This window comes from Pseudoalteromonas sp. CF6-2 (assembly GCF_021729425.1).
In the GTDB taxonomy this organism is placed as follows: domain Bacteria; phylum Pseudomonadota; class Gammaproteobacteria; order Enterobacterales; family Alteromonadaceae; genus Pseudoalteromonas; species Pseudoalteromonas arabiensis.
Window position 1 is genome coordinate 264367 of the sequence record NZ_CP091442.1, and the last position, 19293, is coordinate 283659.

Below are 19293 nucleotides of genomic sequence, written 5' to 3' on the forward strand. Positions count from 1 at the left end.
TAGGCATTTTATTATTGGAATTTCGTTATGGGTTCATTACAAGATCAATTACTTAAGGCAGGGCTTACTACGTCGCACAAAGCTAAGGTAGCTAAAACTGAAAAGCGCAAACAGCAAAAGAAAAAAAAGAAAGGCGCAACGAGTAACCCCAGCGATTTACAAAAGCACATTGAGCAAACCAAGCTTGAACAGCAGAAAAAAGCAGATGAGTTAAATAAAGCGCGTTTAGAAGAGCAGAAGCAGCGTGAGCAAGTTGCACGTGTTAAACAAATTTTAGAGCACCACAACCAAGATGAAATCCGTGGTGATCGTACTTTCAACTTTACGTACCAAAACAAAGTGAAAGAGTTGGACGTAAATGAAAAAACACAAAAAGCCCTTGCTGGTGGTCGCCTCGCGATTTGTGTTTTAGAAGGTCAGTTTTTTGTACTGGAAGATGAACCAGCACGAAAAGTCGCTGAAGTCAGCGAAGAATATATAGTGTTCCATGTTGAACCAGAAGATAAGCAAAAGGATGAAGATGATCCTTATGCTGATTTCGAAGTACCTGATGATTTAATCTGGTAAATACAGTTACTGTATAGGGTGTTTAAGTTGCGGTAACAATTATGTGTTTTTTCGGGTGCAATATTCCTAAATCATGGTCTACACTAAAGAAAATGTTTTCTAACCCATCACTAAGAGAAGATACAATGAGCAAGATAACTAAAATACTATGTGGGGCAAGCTTAGCAATGGCAGCTAGCTTATCGTTTAACTCAATGGCCGCTGACGGTGCTACGCTTTACACAGCAAAACTTTGCCAAACTTGCCATGGTGCAGAAGGTAAAGCACCAATTATGCCGCAATACCCTAAACTAAATGGCCAAAATAAAGAGTATTTACTTGCGCAAATGAAAGACATCAAGTCTGGTGCGCGTAGTAATGGTATGGCTGCAGCGATGAAAGCAATGGTTGCAAATGTATCTGAAGAAGAAATGTCAGCAATCGCAGACTACTTATCGCAAGTTAAATAATCTTCGTTTTTAAGTTATTAAAGGCCACATCAACTGATGTGGCCTTTTTGTATCAGCTATTGATTATCACCAAATAGTTATTTAGACTTCTATACATCTATTTGTGCGTGTCACATTAACAAGGTTTTCCATGTTTGATTTACCAAAACTCGATTTAAAAAATAAAGTATCAGAGCAGGAATGGCAGCTACGTGTCGATTTAGCGGCATGTTACCGCTTGGTGGAACACTTTCGTTGGGGTGATCTCATTTACACTCACCTTTCGGCACGTTTACCAGGTACAGATCATTACTTAGTCAATGCTTTTGGTTTAAGTTTTGATGAAGTGACAGCATCCAATCTTGTTAAGGTTGATTTAGCCGGTAATATTCTTGATGATACGCCGTTTAAGATTAACCCAGCAGGTTTTACCATTCATAGTGCTATTCACGAAGTACGTGATGATGCTCACTGCGTTATTCATCTACACACAAAAGAGACCATTGCTGTGGCAACCCAAGAAAAAGGCCTGTTGCCACTAAGTCAGTATTCAATGTTTTCATTACCATCATTGTCTTATCATGGCTACGAAGGCTTAGCGGTAAACAGTGACGAGAAAAAGCGCTTGCAAGATGATTTAGGCACCACCAATCACATGCTATTGGTGAACCACGGCGGCTTAACTGTTGGCCCAACAGTAGGTGATGCGTTTATGCGTTTTTATGATTTACAGCGTGCCTGCGAAATTCAATTGGCGATTCAAGCCAGTGGTCAAGCGGCAATTCCAGTACCACAACCTATTATCGATAATATTTATAATCAAGCGAATGTCGTGCACAGCGGCAGCACCGGTGGGCAGCTAGCCTGGCCGGCAATGCTGCGAAAAGCTTATCGTCTTGATCCTCGTTTTGCTCAGTAAGGAGTAACCATGAAAGTTAATCGCGTCGAAGTGTTCGATATTCATTGTCCAGACAGACCTGCTTGGACACCTGTTTTTGTGCGTATTCATACCGATGAAGGTATTAGCGGTGTGGGTGAAGCGGGTCTGGCTTATGATTTAGGTCATAGTGCCGCTGCGGCAATGATCAAAGAAATGGCCGATGCCTTTTTAATTGGTCATGACCCATTTCAAACAGAAAAACTATGGTCACGAATGTTACGCGAAAGCTTTTGGGGTTTAGGTGGTGGGCCTGTTGTGTATGCAGCAATGAGTGCCATTGATACCGCACTTTGGGATATTAAGGGTAAAGCGCTTGGTTTACCTGTTTACCAGTTACTAGGTGGTAAAGTTAACGATAAGCTTCGTACTTATGCATCGCAACTACAATTTGACTGGGATAGTGAATTCAAAGCACTTGTTCACCCACAGGAATACGCAGAAGCAGCACTAAAAGCCATGGCTGAAGGGTATGATGCGGTAAAAGTTGACCCAATCCAGTACGATAAAAACGGCAATACTTATTACGATCGCACTAACATTATTTCTCGCGCAGAAATGAAGCTATATCGCGCGCGTATGCAAGCTATTCGTGAAGCGGTAGGTGATGAAGTTGACATTATTTTTGAGTGTCACAGCTTACCTGGCGCAACATCAGCAATTCAAATTGGTGAAATTGCTGAAGAGTTCGATTGTATGTATTACGAAGAGCCAGTGAACTACTTAAATCATTCATTACATGCAAAAGTTGCTGATAAAGTAGCGGTGCCAATTGCAGGTGGTGAACGTTTGTATAACCGCTGGGGTGTGCGCCCTTACTTAGAAGATCAAAGTATTGATGTATTACAGCCAGACTTAGGCCTGTGTGGTGGTTTTACTGAAACTAAAAAAGTGTGTGATTATGCAGATATCTTCGATGTGCGTATTCAAGCTCACGTGTGTGGCGGCCCAGTAGCAACAGCTGCTTCGTTACACCTAGAAACCGCTATTCCTAACTTTTTAATTCACGAACATCACACCTATGCGATTAAAAAGTGGAACCGTGAGCTATGTATTCAAGATCCTCAACCTAAAAATGGTTTCTTCCAAGTATCAGAAGAGCCAGGGATCGGTATTGAGCTAAATGATGAAGTTGTTATGCGCTCACAGCGTGTTGAGATAAAGTAAAAGCGTTTAGGTAATGCCCCGTTAATCGGGGTATTACCTGTGCTGTGTAATAATCTGTTATGGATTATTTCTCCCTAGTATCTAGATTGAGAAAGGAAGAGTGACTTCCAATCAATTTAGATTACAAAGGAGACAGTAATGAAATTAATTAATTCGGTTATCTATTGCAGCTTTATCAGTTGCCTATTTATTTCTGCGACTCAGGCGGCTGCAGACCCAAAATGTGATGTAACAGCACAATCTTTTGCTCATATTCAACAAAGGCATTGCACTTTTGGTGTACAAGCCAGTCAATTTTTGCCTCAGTACTGTGCAACAATACAAGATGCGCAAAAATTTTGCGAACAAGTGCAAAATGCAACTAATAAATCACGAACAGTACAGCCTGATGCTCGTATTAGGTATGATGCTAACTTAGGGATAGTTGTTGGTACTCAACAAGAGAAGTGCGCCCGCTTGATAATTAAGCCAAATGGAGAGGTTGTTACTCAGTTCCCTGAATTAAACGGTGCACCAGGAAACTGTTCTTAATGTCAATTTGGGAATAGATACTTATGAGAAAGGTCGTTCTATCATCTACAAAATTAAGTCTCGATGAGCCTGAATTTCAATGTTCTTTGACAGATGAACTTTGGCATGATGGTTATGAGTATATAATGACGTTAGATGATGCTCCTGTACTACAGCGGTTTTGGAAGCATCAATATGGCGTAGAGGCTGAAAATCCGATACGAGTAAGTATGCTTAACCAGCTTACAGAAGAGCTTGATAAGTGTATTGCTTGTTACCCTACGGAAGAGTCGCTTGTGGCATTTAGCCTTGAATTTAAGTCATTGATAAATAAAGCTGTAAGCTACAACTGTTCGCTACAAATAATAGCGCAGTAATCGACCAATGAATGGCTGTAGCTCTGCTCGTTGCCACAGCCATTTCTTAATTTGTAGGCTCTGTTGATTCGCAATTCGGCCCCTTTACAATTGTAAAACACTTCCCTCCAAAACGAACCTTACCTCGTTTACGTTCAATCAAAACATCAGCAGAGAGTGTATTATTGAAAGATTCCATAAACTGTTTTCGCGCACGGTGGATCTGAATATTGACATGGCATTCATTAATACCAAGATCGCGTGCTAATTTCTTAACTTGTACCCAGCCCTGTACATCTTTCTCAAATTTATTTTTAATATCGGCCAGTTTATTGCGAGCCAGCAGCACGGTGAGGTAGTGATGAGAGCGAACATCTAGGTCAATTAATGTGTTGTGTTGTCTTATTTTGAGTTCGGTTTGCTCTTCATCTAGGCTCAAATTGAATATAAATTGAAGGTCATTAATAGGTGTGGGGCTTAAATTCAGTGTATTTTCTTGTGATGTCATTTCAGCTTGAAAAAACTGCCACAGCTGCTCTCCTATTGTTATTTGATGACCATCTTCTAAAGTAACTAATTGGTGAGTTTCTGTGTTTTCATAGCACCAAGAGAGCCTATCAGGATCGTAAAAAATAACGGCTGTTGGATGTTGGCTATCGGGTAAAAAATGATAACGTTCAAGCAAAATACAATGTGTATTTGTGCCATTGATAGGTAGTAAAAGATCTCTGGGTGGATCGATAGAAGTTAATTGGTAATCTAAGTTATTTATTTCTGAAAAGCTTAGGCGATCATTTAGGGCTAATGGGGAGTTGATTTGTTTATCAAGCCGTTTCCCGTTTAGCCAAATACCATTTTTGCTTAGATCACGAATATACCAGTGTGGTTCGACCCATTCTATTACAGCATGAATACGTGTCACTTCTGGGTAGTTTAATAGTGTGTCAACAGAGTGGGCTAATCGACCAAAACGATGAAAGTCGCGCAGATAAAAGCTCACATCTGAGTTTAAACTAGCCAGTATAGCCATATAGCTCTCTTTTAGTCCTTGAATAAAAATATAACTCTATCATAGTGTGTACATTAATTTTGCATTTAATTAACATTGAATACTAAACTAATTATTTATATGTGATGGATCGAGTAGTTTGTGATAGAGGATTACTATAAAAATATACAGGTCTTGGCGCAAGGAGGGATGAGTACGATATACCTTGCAACTGATCGAGAGCTGAATAGGCAAGTCGTACTCAAAGTCATGAAATTAGCTGGAGACACTACTGAGCGTGCCATTAGCGAAGCAAAATTAATAGCGAGCTTTAATCATCCAAATATAGTGCAGCTTTATAAAATCATTCATCGCGATCAACAAGTTTTATTAGAAATGGAGTATGTTAAAGGGAATACGTTAGCTGATGTAATGAAAGAGCAGAGGCTTACACTGACTGAAAAGCTAGAAATACTCATTCATATTAGTGATGGTTTAGCTGCAATTCATGATAAAGGCATATTACATCTCGATTTGAAACCGGCTAATGTGCTAGTAAGTGATGAAGGTACAGTTAAAATAACTGATTTCGGTATCTCAAAAATCAAAGGGGTAGAAGCAACTGATATAGTCAATGATTATGGCAGTTTAAACGCCATGTCGCCTGAGCAATTGAATAATCAAGCTGTTGACTTTCGAAGTGACTTATTTTCATTGGGGTTAATCGCTTATCAGTTATTAACGGGCTATCATGCTTATTCAAAACAAGCCTCAAGCAGTACAGCGCAAGATTTAGCAAAACAAATCAAATCATTTCCTTGTTGCGCAAATTATAAACCTATCAAAGAGTTATCTGCTGATTTAGTGCCTTTACTAAAACAGTTATTAGCATTTAAAGTGGATAAACGCCCTGAAAGTGCTCGTGCCGCAGCATCTCAGTTTAGAGACGTTTTAGCCTCGCTTAGTTTCGAAAGCGTGACCGTAGATGTTACAAGTTACAAAAATAATAACAACCTAAGCAAAACTTTTTTCAATAGAAGATTACTTCTTGTTGTGATTCTTTTTTTGCTATTAAGCGGGGGGAGTTGGTTCTGGTATGCATCTAAACCGATAGAGAGAATAGCTTTATTACCCGTAGAATTTATAGCAAATAGCCAAGTTACGGATGCACAAAAACGCTTGCTCAGTCTTGGCGTCAAGGATGCAATAACCGAATATGTACTTGCTGATCGCAAGCTTGCTTTAATTGCGAGCAGGGAAGTTAAACAAGCACAATTAATACTTGGTAAAGAAGCAGGCCTAAATGATTTAGCTGCCGCTCTGGGAGCTACCAAACTATTAATACCTTTATTAGACTGCAACCGTTTATCGTGTGATTTCACACTAAACGAACTAGATAAAAACGCCACAATGATAGGCACAACACGAAGTGCAACAGATAAAGAAAACTATCTAAATATTTATAACTCAACTTTATCCTCGATACAAAGCTTGCTTACTCCAAGTATTCTTTCGAACAGAGAGCTGTTATTGTCAGATGAGTTTATTAGGCAGTATGTGTCGTTAGTTGCTCTGACTGCGAATGATTTAGGTAGCAGTCAAAAGCAACGCGCCATGGCTGAGTCTTTGTTGTTGCAAGAGCCTGATTTTAAGCCTTTGTATCCTTTATATCGAAAAATAGTTTTACGCCTTTATAAATCGTCAAAAAATGTAGAGCTCATAACAAAGTTACAATTTCAACTTGAACGATCGCCAACTTCATACCGTGAAAGCCCTGCTTATTTAGTTGATCTACTTGAAATATACCAGTATACGGGAGAGCACCTTAAAGCTGAAAAAATTATTAGCAGAATTCAAAGCTCATCTTTAGAGGAATACCAGAGAGAAATTATTTTGGCTATTTATTTTAAGCGTACAGGTCGCCTAGAAGAGTCTTTAAAGCACGCGAAGATGGCATATAAAATTAGACCCACTTTATTGGCCACCAGAAACCTTGCAATCGCGTACCTTACCTTGGGGAAACGTGCTGACGCATTAAAATATTTAAAGGAAGTATTAAGTTATAACCCTGATGATGTTGTAACGCTTAAAACAGTCGCGGATGTATCTTTGTTATCAGGCGACTTGACGGCGGCAGAGGATAATTATCAAAAACTGATCGATTCGGGACAGCAAAGTGCCTCTATTTATAGTAATTATTCAATTGTTCTTTCTTTACAAGGTGAGCTTGTAAATGCATTAAACCTTGCTGAAAAAGCCATGATGTTAGATACCAAAACAACCACCTTACAACTTAATTATGCTGATTTACTTTATTTGCAAGGCCGCTTTACAGAGGCTGAAAGCTTATACTTAAAAATTAGCGATCAGCTTGGCTCCTCGTCGAAAAACGTTGCAGACCAGCTTGAAAAAGCGCAAGTGTTGATTCACCTAAATAGGAATCAACAAGCGATGAATCAGGTTGAGCAGTTGTTAGCTGCTCAGCCAAATTTGGCCGAGGCATATTTTATCAAAGCAATGCTGCAAAGCTTATTGAATGAAAAATACTCAGCACTCGCGTCGGTAGAACAAAGTATAAATTTGGGATGGAGTCCAGTTTTTTACCGTCTACCTTGGTTTAAGGGGTTATGTTCTGAAAGTAAGTTAATGAGCTTAATCGGCAAAGAGCATTATTACTTTTTATGTTCTGTAAAAAATAACGCAGAGTAAGCTCTGCGTTGGTGTTTTAAAGGGTTGGCTCCATATCTTCAATTATAACCCGTGGATCTTGTGAAAAATAACGCATAAGAGAGTTAGCGTCAGTGCTCTTTTTCGCAATTAATCGAAAATTAATTTCATAATTTGCACCTTGATCTAACTTGCCTGATACCGCTTTTTTTGGATTATCAGCTAATTGTTTACTCAATTCGGTTGATAAAGCGTGATGCGGTAAAATACTGGATATTGTGACAATTAGTGATTTTCCATCGTTGGCAACAATACTATTGAGTTGATAATTGAAGTTGTCTTTAGCATCTGAAAAATAGCTACCGTTTTCGGCAAAAGCCCATTCTGATTTGTTTGCAAGTTCGAAATAGAGATTCAGACTACCACCTGCAATAAGATCTTTGTAATTTACTTTAATTTCTTCTGCACTTGCTCCAGACTGAGAAGTGAGCTCCCATTGGCCATGGTCATTGGGAATAACAAAAAAGCTGAGATCATTCATGATATAAAGTCCTGTTTTGAAATTGAAGAGCTGCTTATTTATTTGATAAGCAGCTATTACTATAGGCTATCTAGCAAGAACCCCAAATCGTGCCAGTCCATAACGGACTGTTGTTTGCGTATACCGTAGCTTTAATACCATTAAAAGGTGGAACACCTATGCGGAAACCACACGTTTGCATACATACTTTAACCGATGTACCGCTTGGAATGGGCAAACTGACTGAAAAGCAAATATTGCCGACTATTGGAAAGTTTACGCAAATTTTGCCATTTTCATAGCTTGCACCAACACATGCTGAAATCTGTGCGGCTAAAGTCGATGGATGAAACTCAAGAGGTTGATTAGATGCCGCTTCGCTTGTTGCTAGACTAACTGAATGATCTTGGGTTAGGTCCGGCACTAGGCTATTGTTTTTATCACCGTTACACATGGTAAAATTCTCCTTGCTTAATTTTAAAGGTGGCAATGAGCAAAGAAACCTCTGAAAAGTTAATTTGCTTTTTGCCTGTTTGTGCAAGGAAAAGAATAGATAGATCTGTTTTAGGTTGTTATTACAGATTATTACATGGTTGGTTTTTTATTAAATATCAATCGGTTTCTTTACATTTTACCTGTGGTAGTAGCTCGGTAGCTTTACTATCTAAATGCCGGATAAAACATTGCTTATCTTTAATCAGCAGCTCAAAGCTGTCAGGTGTGTTATTAAACCCTTTATCTTGTGATTCATGCCCTTTCATATTACCTATTACCAGCACACTGTTGTTTAAAAAAGCATCTTTATCGAGGATGATTGGCTTACTGTGCATAAGTCGGGAGATTCCCTGTGCTATGAGCTCACTTTGTGGTTCTGTAAGCTGTGCATGTTGGAGTTTTGGAGTGGGCTGCTGTGTTTGATGACTACAGCTATAGAGGGCAAAGGATAAAACAAAACAGCTAAGTTGCAATTTCATAGGGGCTCCTAACGAGCAAGACTTCCTTTATGTATAGTTAGTCTTTAACTAATTTGATAGATATAACGGCTATTTTTGTTGCTCAGCTGTTGCCAAATATGATGCGTATCACACAATGAAAAATAGTGCAGCCAACAACTGCTGTAGTCTACCTCGATTTGGCAAACAGGGAAATTACTGGCAAACATAATACGTTGCTCACCAAAGTGATTTAGTAAATTCTTAAGAAGCCATCGATGCGTGTCTTTACTCAATGAGCTAAATTCTAGTCCTGAAAATTTAATAGCAATATTATTGCAGCGGCTTAATTTAGTGATTGCCTTTAACCAGTGCTCTGGGTTTTTGATAAAACCTAAGTGATTAATCACTACACGTAATGAAGGAAGAGCATGGCAGTATGTAATGAGCTGTTCGGTTACTGCATGGTTTTCAATTTCAAATTGGGCTTCAAACAGTAAGTTTTCGGCGGCTAGATAGGCAAGATTTTCAAGGCTGTTTGGTGCACATAATCGCGTCGCATCATCACCTTCGGTAATATCACGAATACCAACAAGCGTTGGTTGCCTAAGCTCAGTCATTGCGTTTATAAACTGGCTATTAGGGGCATCAATCTGACTATAGCTAATGGCTTTATAAGCAAAATCTTTTAAATGTGTTGCAAGCCAATTAAGCTCCTTTATTGGCGCTTGATTGTCAAAGCCTGCTTCAATATGTACAAGCGCTTCTAGCTCAAATGAACAGGCTGATTGCAGTTGCTCTACACTAACAGGTGCTTTTATCTGTGTAAGGTTAGGCCAGGCAGGGGGATGCTCGCCTTGTAGCCAAGTGTATTGACCCTCGTTGAGGTTAAAAAAGTGTATATGAGGGTCAATAATTTTGTCGCTCATTGCGTGGTGTATCCACCATCAATACTTTGCAAGCTACCGGTGATAAAGCTGGCTTCTGGGCTTATCAAGAAGTTTATCAAAGCAGCTATTTCTTCAGGCTGCCCTAAACGGTTTAAAGGTTGCAATGCAGCTTCTTCGGCAACAATATCAGCTTTACTAGCACCGCTTCTTTGGCAGTAAGCATCAATCGCGTTATGAAATAATGGGGTTTCAATGGTGCCTGGGCACACTGCATTCGCGCGAATATTAAACGTGGCATAATCCAGCGCAGTGGTTTTTGCCATTGATGCAAGCGCATGTTTTGTTAAATTATAAGCAAATGAGTTTGGTTTGCCGATAATCGCCTGATCAGAGGCAACCAATACGATGCAGCCCCCTTGTTGGCTTTTCATGCTAGGTAACACAGCTTGGATTGCAGCATAGGCACCTTTCACATTGAGCGCAAACAGGGCGTCAAACGTTGCTTCATCGGTGTTTTCAATGTTGGCACTTAAATGGCGACCTGCGTTTGATATTAACGCATCAACTCGGCCTGTTTCTGCAATTATTTCGTTAATCACAGATTTAACTTGCACAGCATCACTGACATCACAGTGGCGATAGTTGCCCTCAGATGGCGTGATATCTAAGTTGTAAACTGTGTATGCTTCGCGCTCTAAACGCTCAACAACCGCTTTGCCTATGCCTTTACTGCCACCAGTGACAATTGCAACGTTTGTCATCATTTATCCTTAGTGGCTGTGGCCACAACCGCCTTCGCCGTGCACATGGCCGTGTGATAACTCGTCGGCTGTTGCTTGGCGAACATTGATCACTTCAACATCAAATGTCAGTGTTTTGCCAGCAAATGGGTGGTTTAAGTCACAATCTGCATTGAAGCGACCTACTTTCACGATAGTCACTTGGTGGCGACCTTGGTTTGAATGCACTATTGCTGTCATACCCGGCTTCCAGACTTTTGTGTTGCCTTGTAAGTGCTTAAGTGGGATGCGTTGGATTAGGTTATCAACGCGTTCACCGTAAGATTCGCTGGGCTCAAGTGTTACGCTAAAGTTATCACCAGCTACTTTACCTTCAAGGGCTTTTTCAAGACCTGGAAGCATGCCCTCAGTACCATGGATATATGAAAGCGGCTCGCCATCTTTACTTGATTCGATTTGCTCGCCTGCTTCACTTAATGTGTAGTGAAACTCAACCGCTGAGTCTTTGCTGATTTGCATGTTTTTACTCTTTAGAATTTAAATATAAATGCCGATTTTACGCTAACCGCTTTAGCTGAGCAATCAAGGCTTTTTTAAAGAGCTTTCGATACCCGACAGTATCGTCTCGCTCGCTGGTGCATTATGTTTTGTGGGCTCGGCTTGTGGCAAATGTAATGTCAAAATCGTACCTGGTTTTAATACGCTTGTTGCATTTAACTTATTCCACATCGCGACATCCTTGTGGGGGACATCATAGAGCCGGCTAATGCGCCAAATAGAGTCACCGGGTTTGACTTGGTAATCAACTGCAACAGTGGGAATTGTTGGTTCGTTTTGCTCTAGATAAGGGCTAATTTTATAATCGACCAACAAGGACTTCTGTATTGTCTGTGGTTTATTTAAGTGGAGCTGTTCACCAACCTTTATGAGGTTTGAGGCTTTATTATTTAATTTTTTCAGCGCCTCGACTGACATGCTAAAGCGCCGTGCAATACTGTATAAAGTATCGTCTTTTTGTACTGTGTATTGGCCTGCAAAGTTATTACGGAATAGTTTGCTCTGTAGTATGGTTTGTTGCTCCATTGGGAGTAATAAAGTATGTGGGCCATTAGGCGAACTTTGGTTTTTTAAGTAACCAGGGTTAAGTTTGTGCAATTGACTGCGGCCGATTCCAGATAGGTTTGCAATCACAGAAAACTCAAATTGTTGGCCAACATTAAATTCAGTAGTCAGTGGTTTATTGACCAATTTTGGGCGCTTAAAGCCTTTTTCAGGATGCCTCACTAAGTAGCTGAGGGCTAATAATTTGGGTATATAATCTGCGGTTTCTTTTGGTAATGAGAGCGACCAGTAATCGGTTTTTTTTCCTCGTTTTTTATTGTCTTTAATGGCTTTCTTTACTCGACCCTCACCACTGTTATAGGCTGCTAATGCATGAAGCCAATTACCATTAAAGCGCTTGTGTAGGTAGCTTAAGTAAGCGAGTGCAGCATCGGTTGAAGCTAAAATATCTTGACGACCATCATACCATTGGTCGCTTTGCACACCGAAATGATAGGCCGTTGCGCCTACCAATTGCCATATTCCCACCGCATGTTCTGAGGAGCGAACTGTGGGTCTAAAATCACTTTCAACAAAGGGTAACAGTGCAAGCTCCATAGGGAGGTTTTGCTTTTCGACACGTTTAACAATGTGATAAAGATAAGGAGCGGCTCTACGATTCACTGTTTCAAGATACTCAGGCTGTTTTAAATACCACTTTACACGTGCAGTAGTCTGTTTATTGGTTTGAAAAACCAAAGAGAGATTATTTGCTATATGTTGCCATAAGTCATCAGAAGTTGGCTCAGAGGCTGGAATACTTACTTTGGATGACGGTAGCGCAGCGGTGGGTGATACATCTAATTGCTCACTGGTTTTTTCTTGATAGCTTAAGTTAGGCTCAAAGTGGTTAAAGATCTTTGGCTGATCATCTTGATTTTGTTGCGATTCTTTCTTAGTGGTTTGGCATCCTTGTAAACTAATAAATATGTATAGCAATAGAAAATATTTCAAATGTAATAGAGCCATATAATAAAATCCCTTTATTATTCTAGCGCTATTTTGAAGTTTTAGCCTGCTTTAGTCCAGCCTCAAGAAACATATTAAATGCACGTTCGCCAATTTCGTCGCTCTGATAGCTTTGTTTTATGGTTATAGGGAATGTTGTTATTAACTCTTCTACGGGGGCATTCGGCTGAGCTTTTACCTGCTCTTCAATCGTACTTAAAAATGCAATTGGTTTTGCAAGCATCGCGGGTGTGAGCTTTTCGCCATGGCCAGGTAAAATGGTTGTGATGGTTTTACTTTGCGCAAGCTGTGTGAGTGCGTTAAGCCATGGCGCTAGTTGTCCATGACCTGGATAAGGCAGGCTATCAACCATATCGCCACCCAATAAGATTTGGCCATTATCAGCAAGTAAGGTTAAATCACCATATGTATGCGCGTGATAGGGCTCAATGGTAATTGGGTAATTGCCTAGATCAAGCTTGGTTTGTTCTGAGATGATAAGTGCGGGCTCTTTAAGTGATAACTCACGCCAGCGTAGCAAACGTTGTTTCGCAAGCGTTAACTTTTCTCGCCATGTGTGCTGTTGTTCCTTGGGCAAATTAGCAAGGCGTTGGTAGCTAAGCTCAATACTTTTTTCATAGCTATCAAGCTTATCAGTAAAGGCACGTTGTACATGTGCAAAGTTTTCTGCAACCTGTTGATGAACTATGAGCTTTGCTGTGGGGAATTGTGCTTGTAGTACGGCCATGCCAAGGAGGTGGTCGTCATGATAATGGCTGCCAACCAGATAACATAAAGGTGTTTTCAAACGCTGCTTTAGAGTGCTGGCTAGTTGCTCCACGGCTGCAAAGTCGCCACTGGCATCGAACATTAATGCACACTCTTTTCCTTCGATAAGAACTTGGTTCGAATCGTAAAAGCGTAGCTTAGCTTGTTGCTTTAAAAATTGAATTTCTGGTGTAATGGAATGCCAAGTAACATGGGCATTCACGGTAAAACAGGCAGAAAATAAAGCCGTTATAATTCCTTTTAGAAAAGCACTCGTACGCATTGTTAATTCGCTCGTTTATTATTCGAATGGAGAGTGTAAACAAAAAAAGCGCGAAATGCGCTTTTTTAAGGATCTAAATGTTGGCTTAGCTTATCGATTAATGAGTCATGCTGTTGCTCTTGTTTTGCTTGTTGCGATTTGACTTCGAGCAACTCATGACTCAAGTGCAACGCGGCCATTAATAAGGCTTTTTGTTCGTTTCGAACAGCAGAGCGTTGCTTCATTTGTTCCACTAAGTCATTTAAATGTTGAGCTGCACCAACGAGCGCTTTTTCCTGCCCTTCAGGACAAGAAAACTCATGCTCTTTGCCAAGCAGCTCGACGGCGACACGCTGACTTTGTGGAGTGGCCATTAGCTAGCCTGATTAGCGCTTTGTAGTTTTTCAAGTAAGCCTGTTAATGTGCTGCTGGCATCCTTTTGCTTTTCTTCACTTTCAAGTACTTCAAGTTGTAGTGTTTCGTTTTCATCAAGTAACTTGGCGGTTTGCTCTTTTAGGCTTTTAACTTCGCTTTCAAGTTCGCTATTTCGGTTAATTAGTTTGTCGATCAGTTGTTCGAGTTGGGAAAGAGTTTCGTTATTCATAAATGCGCTCATAAAACTGTGATTATTGTCATGCAAATGTAAAGGAAACTGTATCGATATGCCAGCATTTACGCCTGTTTTAGCGCATTTTTATTAAAAGTTAAGCTTCAATTCAGTCTCGGGGCATTTTTATTCATTTATGGTTCACTCAGTGCTGAGTATTTAGGATCATTATCGGTTTATCGTGTACAATGAGGTCATCTATTTTTTGCGCACACTCGTATTTGGCGACTTATAAATATGCTTAGTTACCGACACTCTTTTCATGCAGGAAACCCTGCTGATGTAGTTAAACATCTAGTTTTAGCGGAAGTTCTTAAATATCAAACAATCAAAGACAAGCCACTTGATTATATTGATACGCATTCTGGGGCTGGCTTTTTTGAACTTGCCGGAAGTGATGCACAAAAAACACAAGAGTATTTAGAAGGCATCGCTAAACTTTGGCAACATCGCAGTGAGCATAGCGCACTTAATGAGTATATCGAACTAATTAAGTCGTTTAATCAACAGGGGGATTTAGATTTCTACCCAGGCTCACCAAAAATAGCTGAACACTTCTTACGTCGCCAAGATAAAGGCTGGTTCTTTGAGTTACATCCACGTGATTTAGAACTATTGCAAAATAATATGCAAGGTAAGCGTTCTATTCGGGTACGTGGCGAGAACGGTTTTCAAGGGCTTGTGGGCTTATTGCCTCCTGCGTCACGTCGTGCTTGTGTATTAATTGATCCACCGTACGAAATTAAAGCTGACTACGACACGGTTGTTAATACTATTATTAAGGCTTATAAACGTTTTGCAACGGGTACGTATATGATTTGGTATCCGGTTGTTGACCGTGAACGTATCGATAGAATGGAAGCTGGTTTAATTGATTCTGGTGTGCGCAATATTCAGTTATTTGAATTAGCAACGGAGGCTGATACTGAGGTTCATGGTATGACGGCCTCTGGTATGATAGTCATTAACCCGCCTTGGAAATTAAAGCAAACCATGGACGCTATCTTGCCTGAGTTAGTAGAATTACTTGCACAAAACAGCGGTTTTTATCGCAGTGAACAACTGGTTGACGAATAACTTTATTTTAAATAAAACGCCCAGTTTTTACTGGGCGTTTTTGTTTATAGACTAATTCATATAGGTTGCAGTAAACGTTGCCAATGGCTCGTTGCTATCATCAAGTAAAACTAATTGCTCACCATTAATTGAAAACTGTGCTGTTGATGCCAATAAGGCTGACATTGCAGCTTCAATATCCATTTGCTCTACACACATTTTTTTAGTGCTTGCGAGTGGGTTGAAAGTGAGCGTTTGTTGATTTACTTCATAGCTTCCTGAGAAGCTATTACACCCTAAGAAGCCGTGAGTTGAGCCATCATCTTTAAATTGAACAAAGGGTTCTTTTGTTTCAACGTTAACGGGCTCACCAGCAATTGTTACTGCTTTCCAGTAGGTGTTAGTTAATGTTACATCTGGCTTTTTAGCGGATACCTTAGAGACAGTGACTTTGTATACATCGTCCATTGCGTTTTCTGAAAATGGATTATTATGGGTTGTGCTGATGTAAAGCAACTGACCTTGGTTTTCTATGCGGGCACTGACGCTGTAACGGTGACGATCGGCAATTTTACTTTCGTCATATTCCAGTGCCACGTTATAAGGTGGAGCCCCATTTAATTGTACTTCCTGCTCACTGATCACATCCGCTTTTGCATCCATCTTCGATACATCGGCCAGCTGTACTTTTAGCACTGAGCCTGGTGGCAACATGCTACGATCTAAATAAGTCACCTGGGTATTGAGTGTTTTCATTGTTGATTGCTCAGCTTGCGGCTCAGCTGAATCTTCACTACAACCGCTTAATACTAAGCTGCTGCCTAATATCATTAAGCTACACAGTGAGGCACGTTTAAAAGAGGAGAAGGTATCCGAAGCCATGATGTTTTCCTTGCGTTTGGAGGACTATCTATTAAATAGCTTAAAATTCGCAGACTTAATCATAGCTTAATTATATAAAAAATGGGCGCAAAGCCCATTTTATCAAGCGTTATTTTTTTACGTATTTAGTTAATATGACAATACGTTGGCCATCTACGCGCCCTTCAATATGTTCAGGGTTACTCGTTAAGCCGATATTTCTAACCGCCGTGCCGCGTTTAGCAACTAAACTACTGCCTTTAACATCAAGATCTTTGATAAGTGTGACAGTGTCACCCGCTTGAAGTACGACGCCGTTGCTATCGATATGTTTAATATCGTCATCTTCAGCAAGGGCCGTTTGCGCCCACTTTAGTGTGTCTTCTTCAAGGTAGATCATGTCGAGTGCATCTTGAGCCCAGCCGTTATCTGCCGCTAAGCGTTTTAGCATGCGATAGGCCACAACTTGTACTGCGGGTGTTTGACTCCACATACTGTCGTTTAAGCAATGCCAATGATTTGCAGTAAGGTCGGTATTGTTTTCAATTTGATCTTTGCAGGTTTGGCAAACATAAATGCATTTATCAGAGTGAGCCTCTGTAACGGGTGGCACTTCGTAAACAGATAAATTATCAGTTGCTGTGCAAAGTTCACATTGGTTATTACTACGTTCAATAAGGGCTTGTTCAATGCTCATGGGAGGCTCTTTTCAGTTTGGAAGATTAATGCCAATTGCTTTATTAAATGATCTATCTTAAAGCAAATCGCTAATAACAGCGCCCTAGTATAACAAAACCGCAGTTAAAGCGGAATAACCTTGTTTAATGTAAGGGTATGGTTTTTGTGTACTTGCTAATAATGGCTTCAATAGTGCCCTCTTTTTTTAAACTACGAATGGCTTCATTTATGGCAGGTAGCATGGCTTGATGCTCTGATCTAAGCCTTATTTGTAAGTAACCGTTCGAGTGCTGTGCACCAAATGCAATAGAGATGTTCAATTTGTTTGCCCAGTACTTCGCACTGAGCTTATCGATAATAATGACCTCTATTCTATTCATTTTTAACGCTTTTATTAGTTCTTTTTCAGAATGAAAGTCCACGCGCTTAAAACGTGTATCATCATAATAGTAATAACCAAGGACTGTTCCGACTGGTTGTTTATTGAGGTGGCTTAATTGTTGCCAGTTTTGGATATTTTCCTCAAGGCTAACGAGGTACTCTTCAATTGCGAATAAGTTCTCAGAATAACTAAATAGATCACTTTTTTGCTCCTGCTCACTTAGCCACGCACGGCTGATAACATCAAAGTCAATATTGCCTAAATGAAGGTATTTAACCGTACGCTTAGCCGGTAACTCTATGTGCTTGGCTTTAATATTTGCGCGGGCAAGTATTTGTGCAATAACTTCAGGAAGAATACCAGGATTACGTCTATTGTTTATGTAATAAGGGTAAAAATTTCCAGAGCCAGTCACATTATATTTTAACACAGGAAGTTGCTTAGCCTGTGCTGTTTGTTCAGGGCTTAAAGAGAGTAAAAGTAAAAATAATGAGTAAGTTAGTCGCAATGGGTTATATTAAAAGTTTGTCATACACTGAGTGTGGTTGGATTTTTCTTGTTTGGCAAGAAAACAGCTTTCACTATACTAAGAACAATTGTAGTGTTGATTTTTACAATTAAGCGGGATGTAAAATGTCAGAATTAAATATAGAAGGAAATAAGAGTCAGAGTGTGACTCAGTATATAGCTAGGCAACCGATATTTAATGCTGATAAAACTCTCTATGCCTATGAGTTATTGTACAGAGAGTCAACTGACAACGTATTTCCTCAAGGTACAAGCGATGGTAAAGCGACGGGCCGGTTGTTTTTTAATGCGCTAATGTTAATGGGATTAGAGAAACTTACGGGCTTCCAACCTGCATTTATCAACTTGTCTACCGATGCAATATTAGACGACTTTCCAAAGCTATTGCAGCCTCAAAGTGCAGTTATCGAAATAGTTGAGCGAACAACAAGCATTCCTCACGTTGCTAAACGCATAAAACAACTAAAAGAGGAAGGTTACTTTTTTGCTCTAGATGATTATGACGGGGGCGAAAAATGGCAACCCATTTTACCGTTAATGGACTTTATTAAACTTGAAGTTGAACAGCCGGTCATCAAAACAAATATGATGATCAAAAAACTGAAACGTAGTTTTCCTAAGGCTAAAATTATTGTTGAGCGAATTGAAAGTTATGAAGAGTTTGAACAATTGAAAGCGGCAGGTTGTGATTTATTTCAAGGTTACTTTTTTGCTCGCCCTGAATTATTAACGTATGGGAATGTTGAGCCTTCAAAAGTTGCAGTGTTAGAACTATTAAATTGTACGGCTCAACCGAATATAGACTTTTCTGCAGTACAAGAGCGGGTCGCAAAAGATTTAGGGCTGACAGCGCGTATACTAAAGTTAGTTAATGCACGTTCAAGCAGTGCCCAGCAGACTATCAAATCTATTTCACAAGCTGTTATTTACTTGGGAGAAGACGCAATAAGACAATTTGTTCGCGTACTTGCTTTAAGTGAACTGGGTAATGATAAACCCTCAGAGCTGACAAAATTAGGGCTAATGCGTGCTAAATTCATAGCGTTAATGTTAGCGCCTGGTGGAAAAGAGCTGGCGGAGCAGGGCTATTTGGTCGGCATGCTATCTGTTTTAGACGCCATTTTGGATATGGAGATTGATCTTGTTGCAAAAGAGTTTTCATTAGGCTCAGAGTTGTCCAGTGCGCTGTTAAGCTTTAATGGTATGCTCGGCGGAACACTAAAACTTGTTAAAGCTGTAGAAGAAGAGCATTGGCAGCTAGCCGATGAATTACTTGTGATGATTCGTCCCGCGTCAAAAATGGATGTTGTCTATGATGCCATGTACGAATCAAGGGCCTATGCTGATGATGTATTTTCTGCGCTGTCCTTAGTTACTGACTCGGCTGGTTGAGTTAGTTA

General features: G+C 40.1%; 23 protein-coding genes. 9 read left to right on the forward strand and 14 right to left on the reverse strand.

Annotated elements, in window-relative coordinates:
- Nucleotides 1-27 precede the first annotated feature (27 nt).
- The 6 genes from L3Q70_RS01295 to L3Q70_RS01320 all read left to right on the forward strand — a co-directional run bounded on the left by L3Q70_RS01295 (nucleotide 28) and on the right by L3Q70_RS01320 (nucleotide 3986).
- Nucleotides 28-567: a DUF2058 domain-containing protein gene (locus L3Q70_RS01295; RefSeq protein ID WP_062567186.1), complete on the forward strand. Its 540-nt coding sequence runs from the start codon at nucleotides 28-30 to the stop codon at nucleotides 565-567.
- Between the two features lie 125 nt (nucleotides 568-692).
- The gene (locus L3Q70_RS01300) at nucleotides 693-1016 is read left to right on the forward strand and encodes a c-type cytochrome (protein WP_062567187.1); all 324 of its coding nucleotides are present in this window, start codon (nucleotides 693-695) and stop codon (nucleotides 1014-1016) included.
- 130 nt (nucleotides 1017-1146) lie between these two features.
- The gene (locus L3Q70_RS01305; protein ID WP_062567188.1) at nucleotides 1147-1914 is read left to right on the forward strand and encodes a class II aldolase/adducin family protein; all 768 of its coding nucleotides are present in this window, start codon (nucleotides 1147-1149) and stop codon (nucleotides 1912-1914) included.
- A gap of 9 nt (nucleotides 1915-1923) precedes the next feature.
- Nucleotides 1924-3099: a mandelate racemase/muconate lactonizing enzyme family protein gene (locus L3Q70_RS01310; RefSeq protein WP_062567189.1), complete on the forward strand. Its 1176-nt coding sequence runs from the start codon at nucleotides 1924-1926 to the stop codon at nucleotides 3097-3099.
- 138 nt (nucleotides 3100-3237) lie between these two features.
- A complete protein-coding gene (locus tag L3Q70_RS01315) occupies nucleotides 3238-3630 on the forward strand; it encodes a hypothetical protein (protein ID WP_062567190.1) in 393 nt (130 codons plus the stop codon).
- 23 nt (nucleotides 3631-3653) lie between these two features.
- Entirely contained in the window at nucleotides 3654-3986 is a 333-nt protein-coding gene (locus L3Q70_RS01320; protein WP_062567191.1) for a hypothetical protein, read from the forward strand.
- A 46-nt stretch (nucleotides 3987-4032) separates the two neighbouring features.
- Here the strand turns inward: L3Q70_RS01320 and L3Q70_RS01325 are convergent, their stop codons facing one another.
- On the reverse strand, nucleotides 4033-4995 hold the full coding sequence (locus L3Q70_RS01325; RefSeq protein WP_062567192.1) for an FHA domain-containing protein: 963 nt from the start codon (nucleotides 4993-4995) through the stop codon (nucleotides 4033-4035).
- Between the two features lie 120 nt (nucleotides 4996-5115).
- On the opposite strand from L3Q70_RS01325, the gene L3Q70_RS01330 reads away from it, so the two are divergent.
- The gene (locus L3Q70_RS01330; RefSeq protein WP_228074389.1) at nucleotides 5116-7662 is read left to right on the forward strand and encodes a serine/threonine-protein kinase; all 2547 of its coding nucleotides are present in this window, start codon (nucleotides 5116-5118) and stop codon (nucleotides 7660-7662) included.
- Nucleotides 7663-7678: 16 nt separating this feature from the next.
- On the opposite strand, the gene L3Q70_RS01335 is transcribed toward L3Q70_RS01330, so the two are convergent.
- The 10 genes from L3Q70_RS01335 to zapB form a co-directional block, all read right to left on the reverse strand.
- The gene (locus L3Q70_RS01335) at nucleotides 7679-8161 is read right to left on the reverse strand and encodes a hypothetical protein (protein ID WP_062567194.1); all 483 of its coding nucleotides are present in this window, start codon (nucleotides 8159-8161) and stop codon (nucleotides 7679-7681) included.
- Between the two features lie 70 nt (nucleotides 8162-8231).
- Complete coding sequence (locus L3Q70_RS01340) at nucleotides 8232-8594, reverse strand: hypothetical protein (RefSeq protein ID WP_062567195.1); 363 nt, start codon at nucleotides 8592-8594, stop codon at nucleotides 8232-8234.
- A gap of 157 nt (nucleotides 8595-8751) precedes the next feature.
- Nucleotides 8752-9114 carry a hypothetical protein gene (locus tag L3Q70_RS01345; RefSeq protein WP_193988177.1) on the reverse strand — a complete coding sequence of 121 codons (363 nt, stop codon included), beginning with the start codon at nucleotides 9112-9114 and terminating at the stop codon, nucleotides 8752-8754.
- A gap of 44 nt (nucleotides 9115-9158) precedes the next feature.
- Complete coding sequence (locus L3Q70_RS01350) at nucleotides 9159-10001, reverse strand: amidohydrolase family protein (protein WP_237114726.1); 843 nt, start codon at nucleotides 9999-10001, stop codon at nucleotides 9159-9161.
- Nucleotides 9998-10723, reverse strand: a complete 726-nt coding sequence (locus L3Q70_RS01355; RefSeq protein ID WP_237115232.1) for an SDR family oxidoreductase — start codon at nucleotides 10721-10723, stop codon at nucleotides 9998-10000. Before L3Q70_RS01355 ends, L3Q70_RS01350 begins: the two co-directional genes overlap by 4 nt.
- A gap of 9 nt (nucleotides 10724-10732) precedes the next feature.
- Nucleotides 10733-11221, reverse strand: a complete 489-nt coding sequence (locus tag L3Q70_RS01360; RefSeq protein WP_193988179.1) for a peptidylprolyl isomerase — start codon at nucleotides 11219-11221, stop codon at nucleotides 10733-10735.
- A gap of 63 nt (nucleotides 11222-11284) precedes the next feature.
- Nucleotides 11285-12772 (reverse strand): transglycosylase SLT domain-containing protein, encoded by a 1488-nt coding sequence (locus tag L3Q70_RS01365; protein ID WP_237114727.1) that lies wholly within the window; start codon nucleotides 12770-12772, stop codon nucleotides 11285-11287.
- A gap of 28 nt (nucleotides 12773-12800) precedes the next feature.
- Entirely contained in the window at nucleotides 12801-13802 is a 1002-nt protein-coding gene (locus tag L3Q70_RS01370) for an MBL fold metallo-hydrolase (protein ID WP_237114728.1), read from the reverse strand.
- A gap of 65 nt (nucleotides 13803-13867) precedes the next feature.
- Nucleotides 13868-14155: a cell division protein ZapA gene (locus L3Q70_RS01375; RefSeq protein WP_062567200.1), complete on the reverse strand. Its 288-nt coding sequence runs from the start codon at nucleotides 14153-14155 to the stop codon at nucleotides 13868-13870.
- Complete coding sequence (gene zapB / locus L3Q70_RS01380) at nucleotides 14155-14385, reverse strand: cell division protein ZapB (RefSeq protein WP_062567201.1); 231 nt, start codon at nucleotides 14383-14385, stop codon at nucleotides 14155-14157. The genes L3Q70_RS01375 and zapB overlap by 1 nt, the downstream gene beginning before the upstream one ends.
- A 240-nt stretch (nucleotides 14386-14625) precedes the next feature.
- Between zapB and rlmJ the strand changes: the two genes are divergently transcribed.
- Nucleotides 14626-15465, forward strand: a complete 840-nt coding sequence (rlmJ, locus tag L3Q70_RS01385; RefSeq protein ID WP_062567202.1) for a 23S rRNA (adenine(2030)-N(6))-methyltransferase RlmJ — start codon at nucleotides 14626-14628, stop codon at nucleotides 15463-15465.
- A 51-nt stretch (nucleotides 15466-15516) separates the two neighbouring features.
- Here the strand turns inward: rlmJ and L3Q70_RS01390 are convergent, their stop codons facing one another.
- The 3 genes from L3Q70_RS01390 to L3Q70_RS01400 form a co-directional block, all read right to left on the reverse strand.
- The gene (locus L3Q70_RS01390) at nucleotides 15517-16326 is read right to left on the reverse strand and encodes an META domain-containing protein (protein WP_062567203.1); all 810 of its coding nucleotides are present in this window, start codon (nucleotides 16324-16326) and stop codon (nucleotides 15517-15519) included.
- A 109-nt stretch (nucleotides 16327-16435) separates the two neighbouring features.
- Nucleotides 16436-17002 carry an alkylphosphonate utilization protein gene (locus tag L3Q70_RS01395; protein ID WP_062567204.1) on the reverse strand — a complete coding sequence of 189 codons (567 nt, stop codon included), beginning with the start codon at nucleotides 17000-17002 and terminating at the stop codon, nucleotides 16436-16438.
- 124 nt (nucleotides 17003-17126) lie between these two features.
- Nucleotides 17127-17795: a transporter substrate-binding domain-containing protein gene (locus L3Q70_RS01400; RefSeq protein ID WP_167346327.1), complete on the reverse strand. Its 669-nt coding sequence runs from the start codon at nucleotides 17793-17795 to the stop codon at nucleotides 17127-17129.
- A 203-nt stretch (nucleotides 17796-17998) separates the two neighbouring features.
- Here L3Q70_RS01400 and L3Q70_RS01405 point away from each other — a divergent pair, with 203 nt between their 5' ends.
- Nucleotides 17999-19285, forward strand: a complete 1287-nt coding sequence (locus L3Q70_RS01405; protein WP_062567206.1) for an HDOD domain-containing protein — start codon at nucleotides 17999-18001, stop codon at nucleotides 19283-19285.
- Nucleotides 19286-19293: the final 8 nt, after the last annotated feature.

Bases quoted from the DNA above. Each gene is read 5' to 3' on its own strand.
- L3Q70_RS01310 (WP_062567189.1), top strand. From the start codon at position 1,924: ATGAAAGTTAATCGCGTCGAAGTGTTCGATATTCATTGTCCAGACAGA.
- L3Q70_RS01350 (WP_237114726.1), bottom strand. From the start codon at position 10,001: ATGAGCGACAAAATTATTGACCCTCATATACACTTTTTTAACCTCAAC.
- L3Q70_RS01305 (WP_062567188.1), top strand. From the start codon at position 1,147: ATGTTTGATTTACCAAAACTCGATTTAAAAAATAAAGTATCAGAGCAG.
- L3Q70_RS01405 (WP_062567206.1), top strand. From the start codon at position 17,999: ATGTCAGAATTAAATATAGAAGGAAATAAGAGTCAGAGTGTGACTCAG.
- L3Q70_RS01300 (WP_062567187.1), top strand. From the start codon at position 693: ATGAGCAAGATAACTAAAATACTATGTGGGGCAAGCTTAGCAATGGCA.
- L3Q70_RS01375 (WP_062567200.1), bottom strand. From the start codon at position 14,155: ATGGCCACTCCACAAAGTCAGCGTGTCGCCGTCGAGCTGCTTGGCAAA.
- zapB (WP_062567201.1), bottom strand. From the start codon at position 14,385: ATGAATAACGAAACTCTTTCCCAACTCGAACAACTGATCGACAAACTA.
- L3Q70_RS01325 (WP_062567192.1), bottom strand. From the start codon at position 4,995: ATGGCTATACTGGCTAGTTTAAACTCAGATGTGAGCTTTTATCTGCGC.
- L3Q70_RS01295 (WP_062567186.1), top strand. From the start codon at position 28: ATGGGTTCATTACAAGATCAATTACTTAAGGCAGGGCTTACTACGTCG.
- L3Q70_RS01315 (WP_062567190.1), top strand. From the start codon at position 3,238: ATGAAATTAATTAATTCGGTTATCTATTGCAGCTTTATCAGTTGCCTA.
- L3Q70_RS01345 (WP_193988177.1), bottom strand. From the start codon at position 9,114: ATGAAATTGCAACTTAGCTGTTTTGTTTTATCCTTTGCCCTCTATAGC.
- L3Q70_RS01340 (WP_062567195.1), bottom strand. From the start codon at position 8,594: ATGTGTAACGGTGATAAAAACAATAGCCTAGTGCCGGACCTAACCCAA.
- L3Q70_RS01395 (WP_062567204.1), bottom strand. From the start codon at position 17,002: ATGAGCATTGAACAAGCCCTTATTGAACGTAGTAATAACCAATGTGAA.
- L3Q70_RS01335 (WP_062567194.1), bottom strand. From the start codon at position 8,161: ATGAATGATCTCAGCTTTTTTGTTATTCCCAATGACCATGGCCAATGG.
- L3Q70_RS01360 (WP_193988179.1), bottom strand. From the start codon at position 11,221: ATGCAAATCAGCAAAGACTCAGCGGTTGAGTTTCACTACACATTAAGT.
- L3Q70_RS01365 (WP_237114727.1), bottom strand. From the start codon at position 12,772: ATGGCTCTATTACATTTGAAATATTTTCTATTGCTATACATATTTATT.
- L3Q70_RS01370 (WP_237114728.1), bottom strand. From the start codon at position 13,802: ATGCGTACGAGTGCTTTTCTAAAAGGAATTATAACGGCTTTATTTTCT.
- L3Q70_RS01320 (WP_062567191.1), top strand. From the start codon at position 3,654: ATGAGAAAGGTCGTTCTATCATCTACAAAATTAAGTCTCGATGAGCCT.
- L3Q70_RS01390 (WP_062567203.1), bottom strand. From the start codon at position 16,326: ATGGCTTCGGATACCTTCTCCTCTTTTAAACGTGCCTCACTGTGTAGC.
- L3Q70_RS01355 (WP_237115232.1), bottom strand. From the start codon at position 10,723: ATGACAAACGTTGCAATTGTCACTGGTGGCAGTAAAGGCATAGGCAAA.
- rlmJ (WP_062567202.1), top strand. From the start codon at position 14,626: ATGCTTAGTTACCGACACTCTTTTCATGCAGGAAACCCTGCTGATGTA.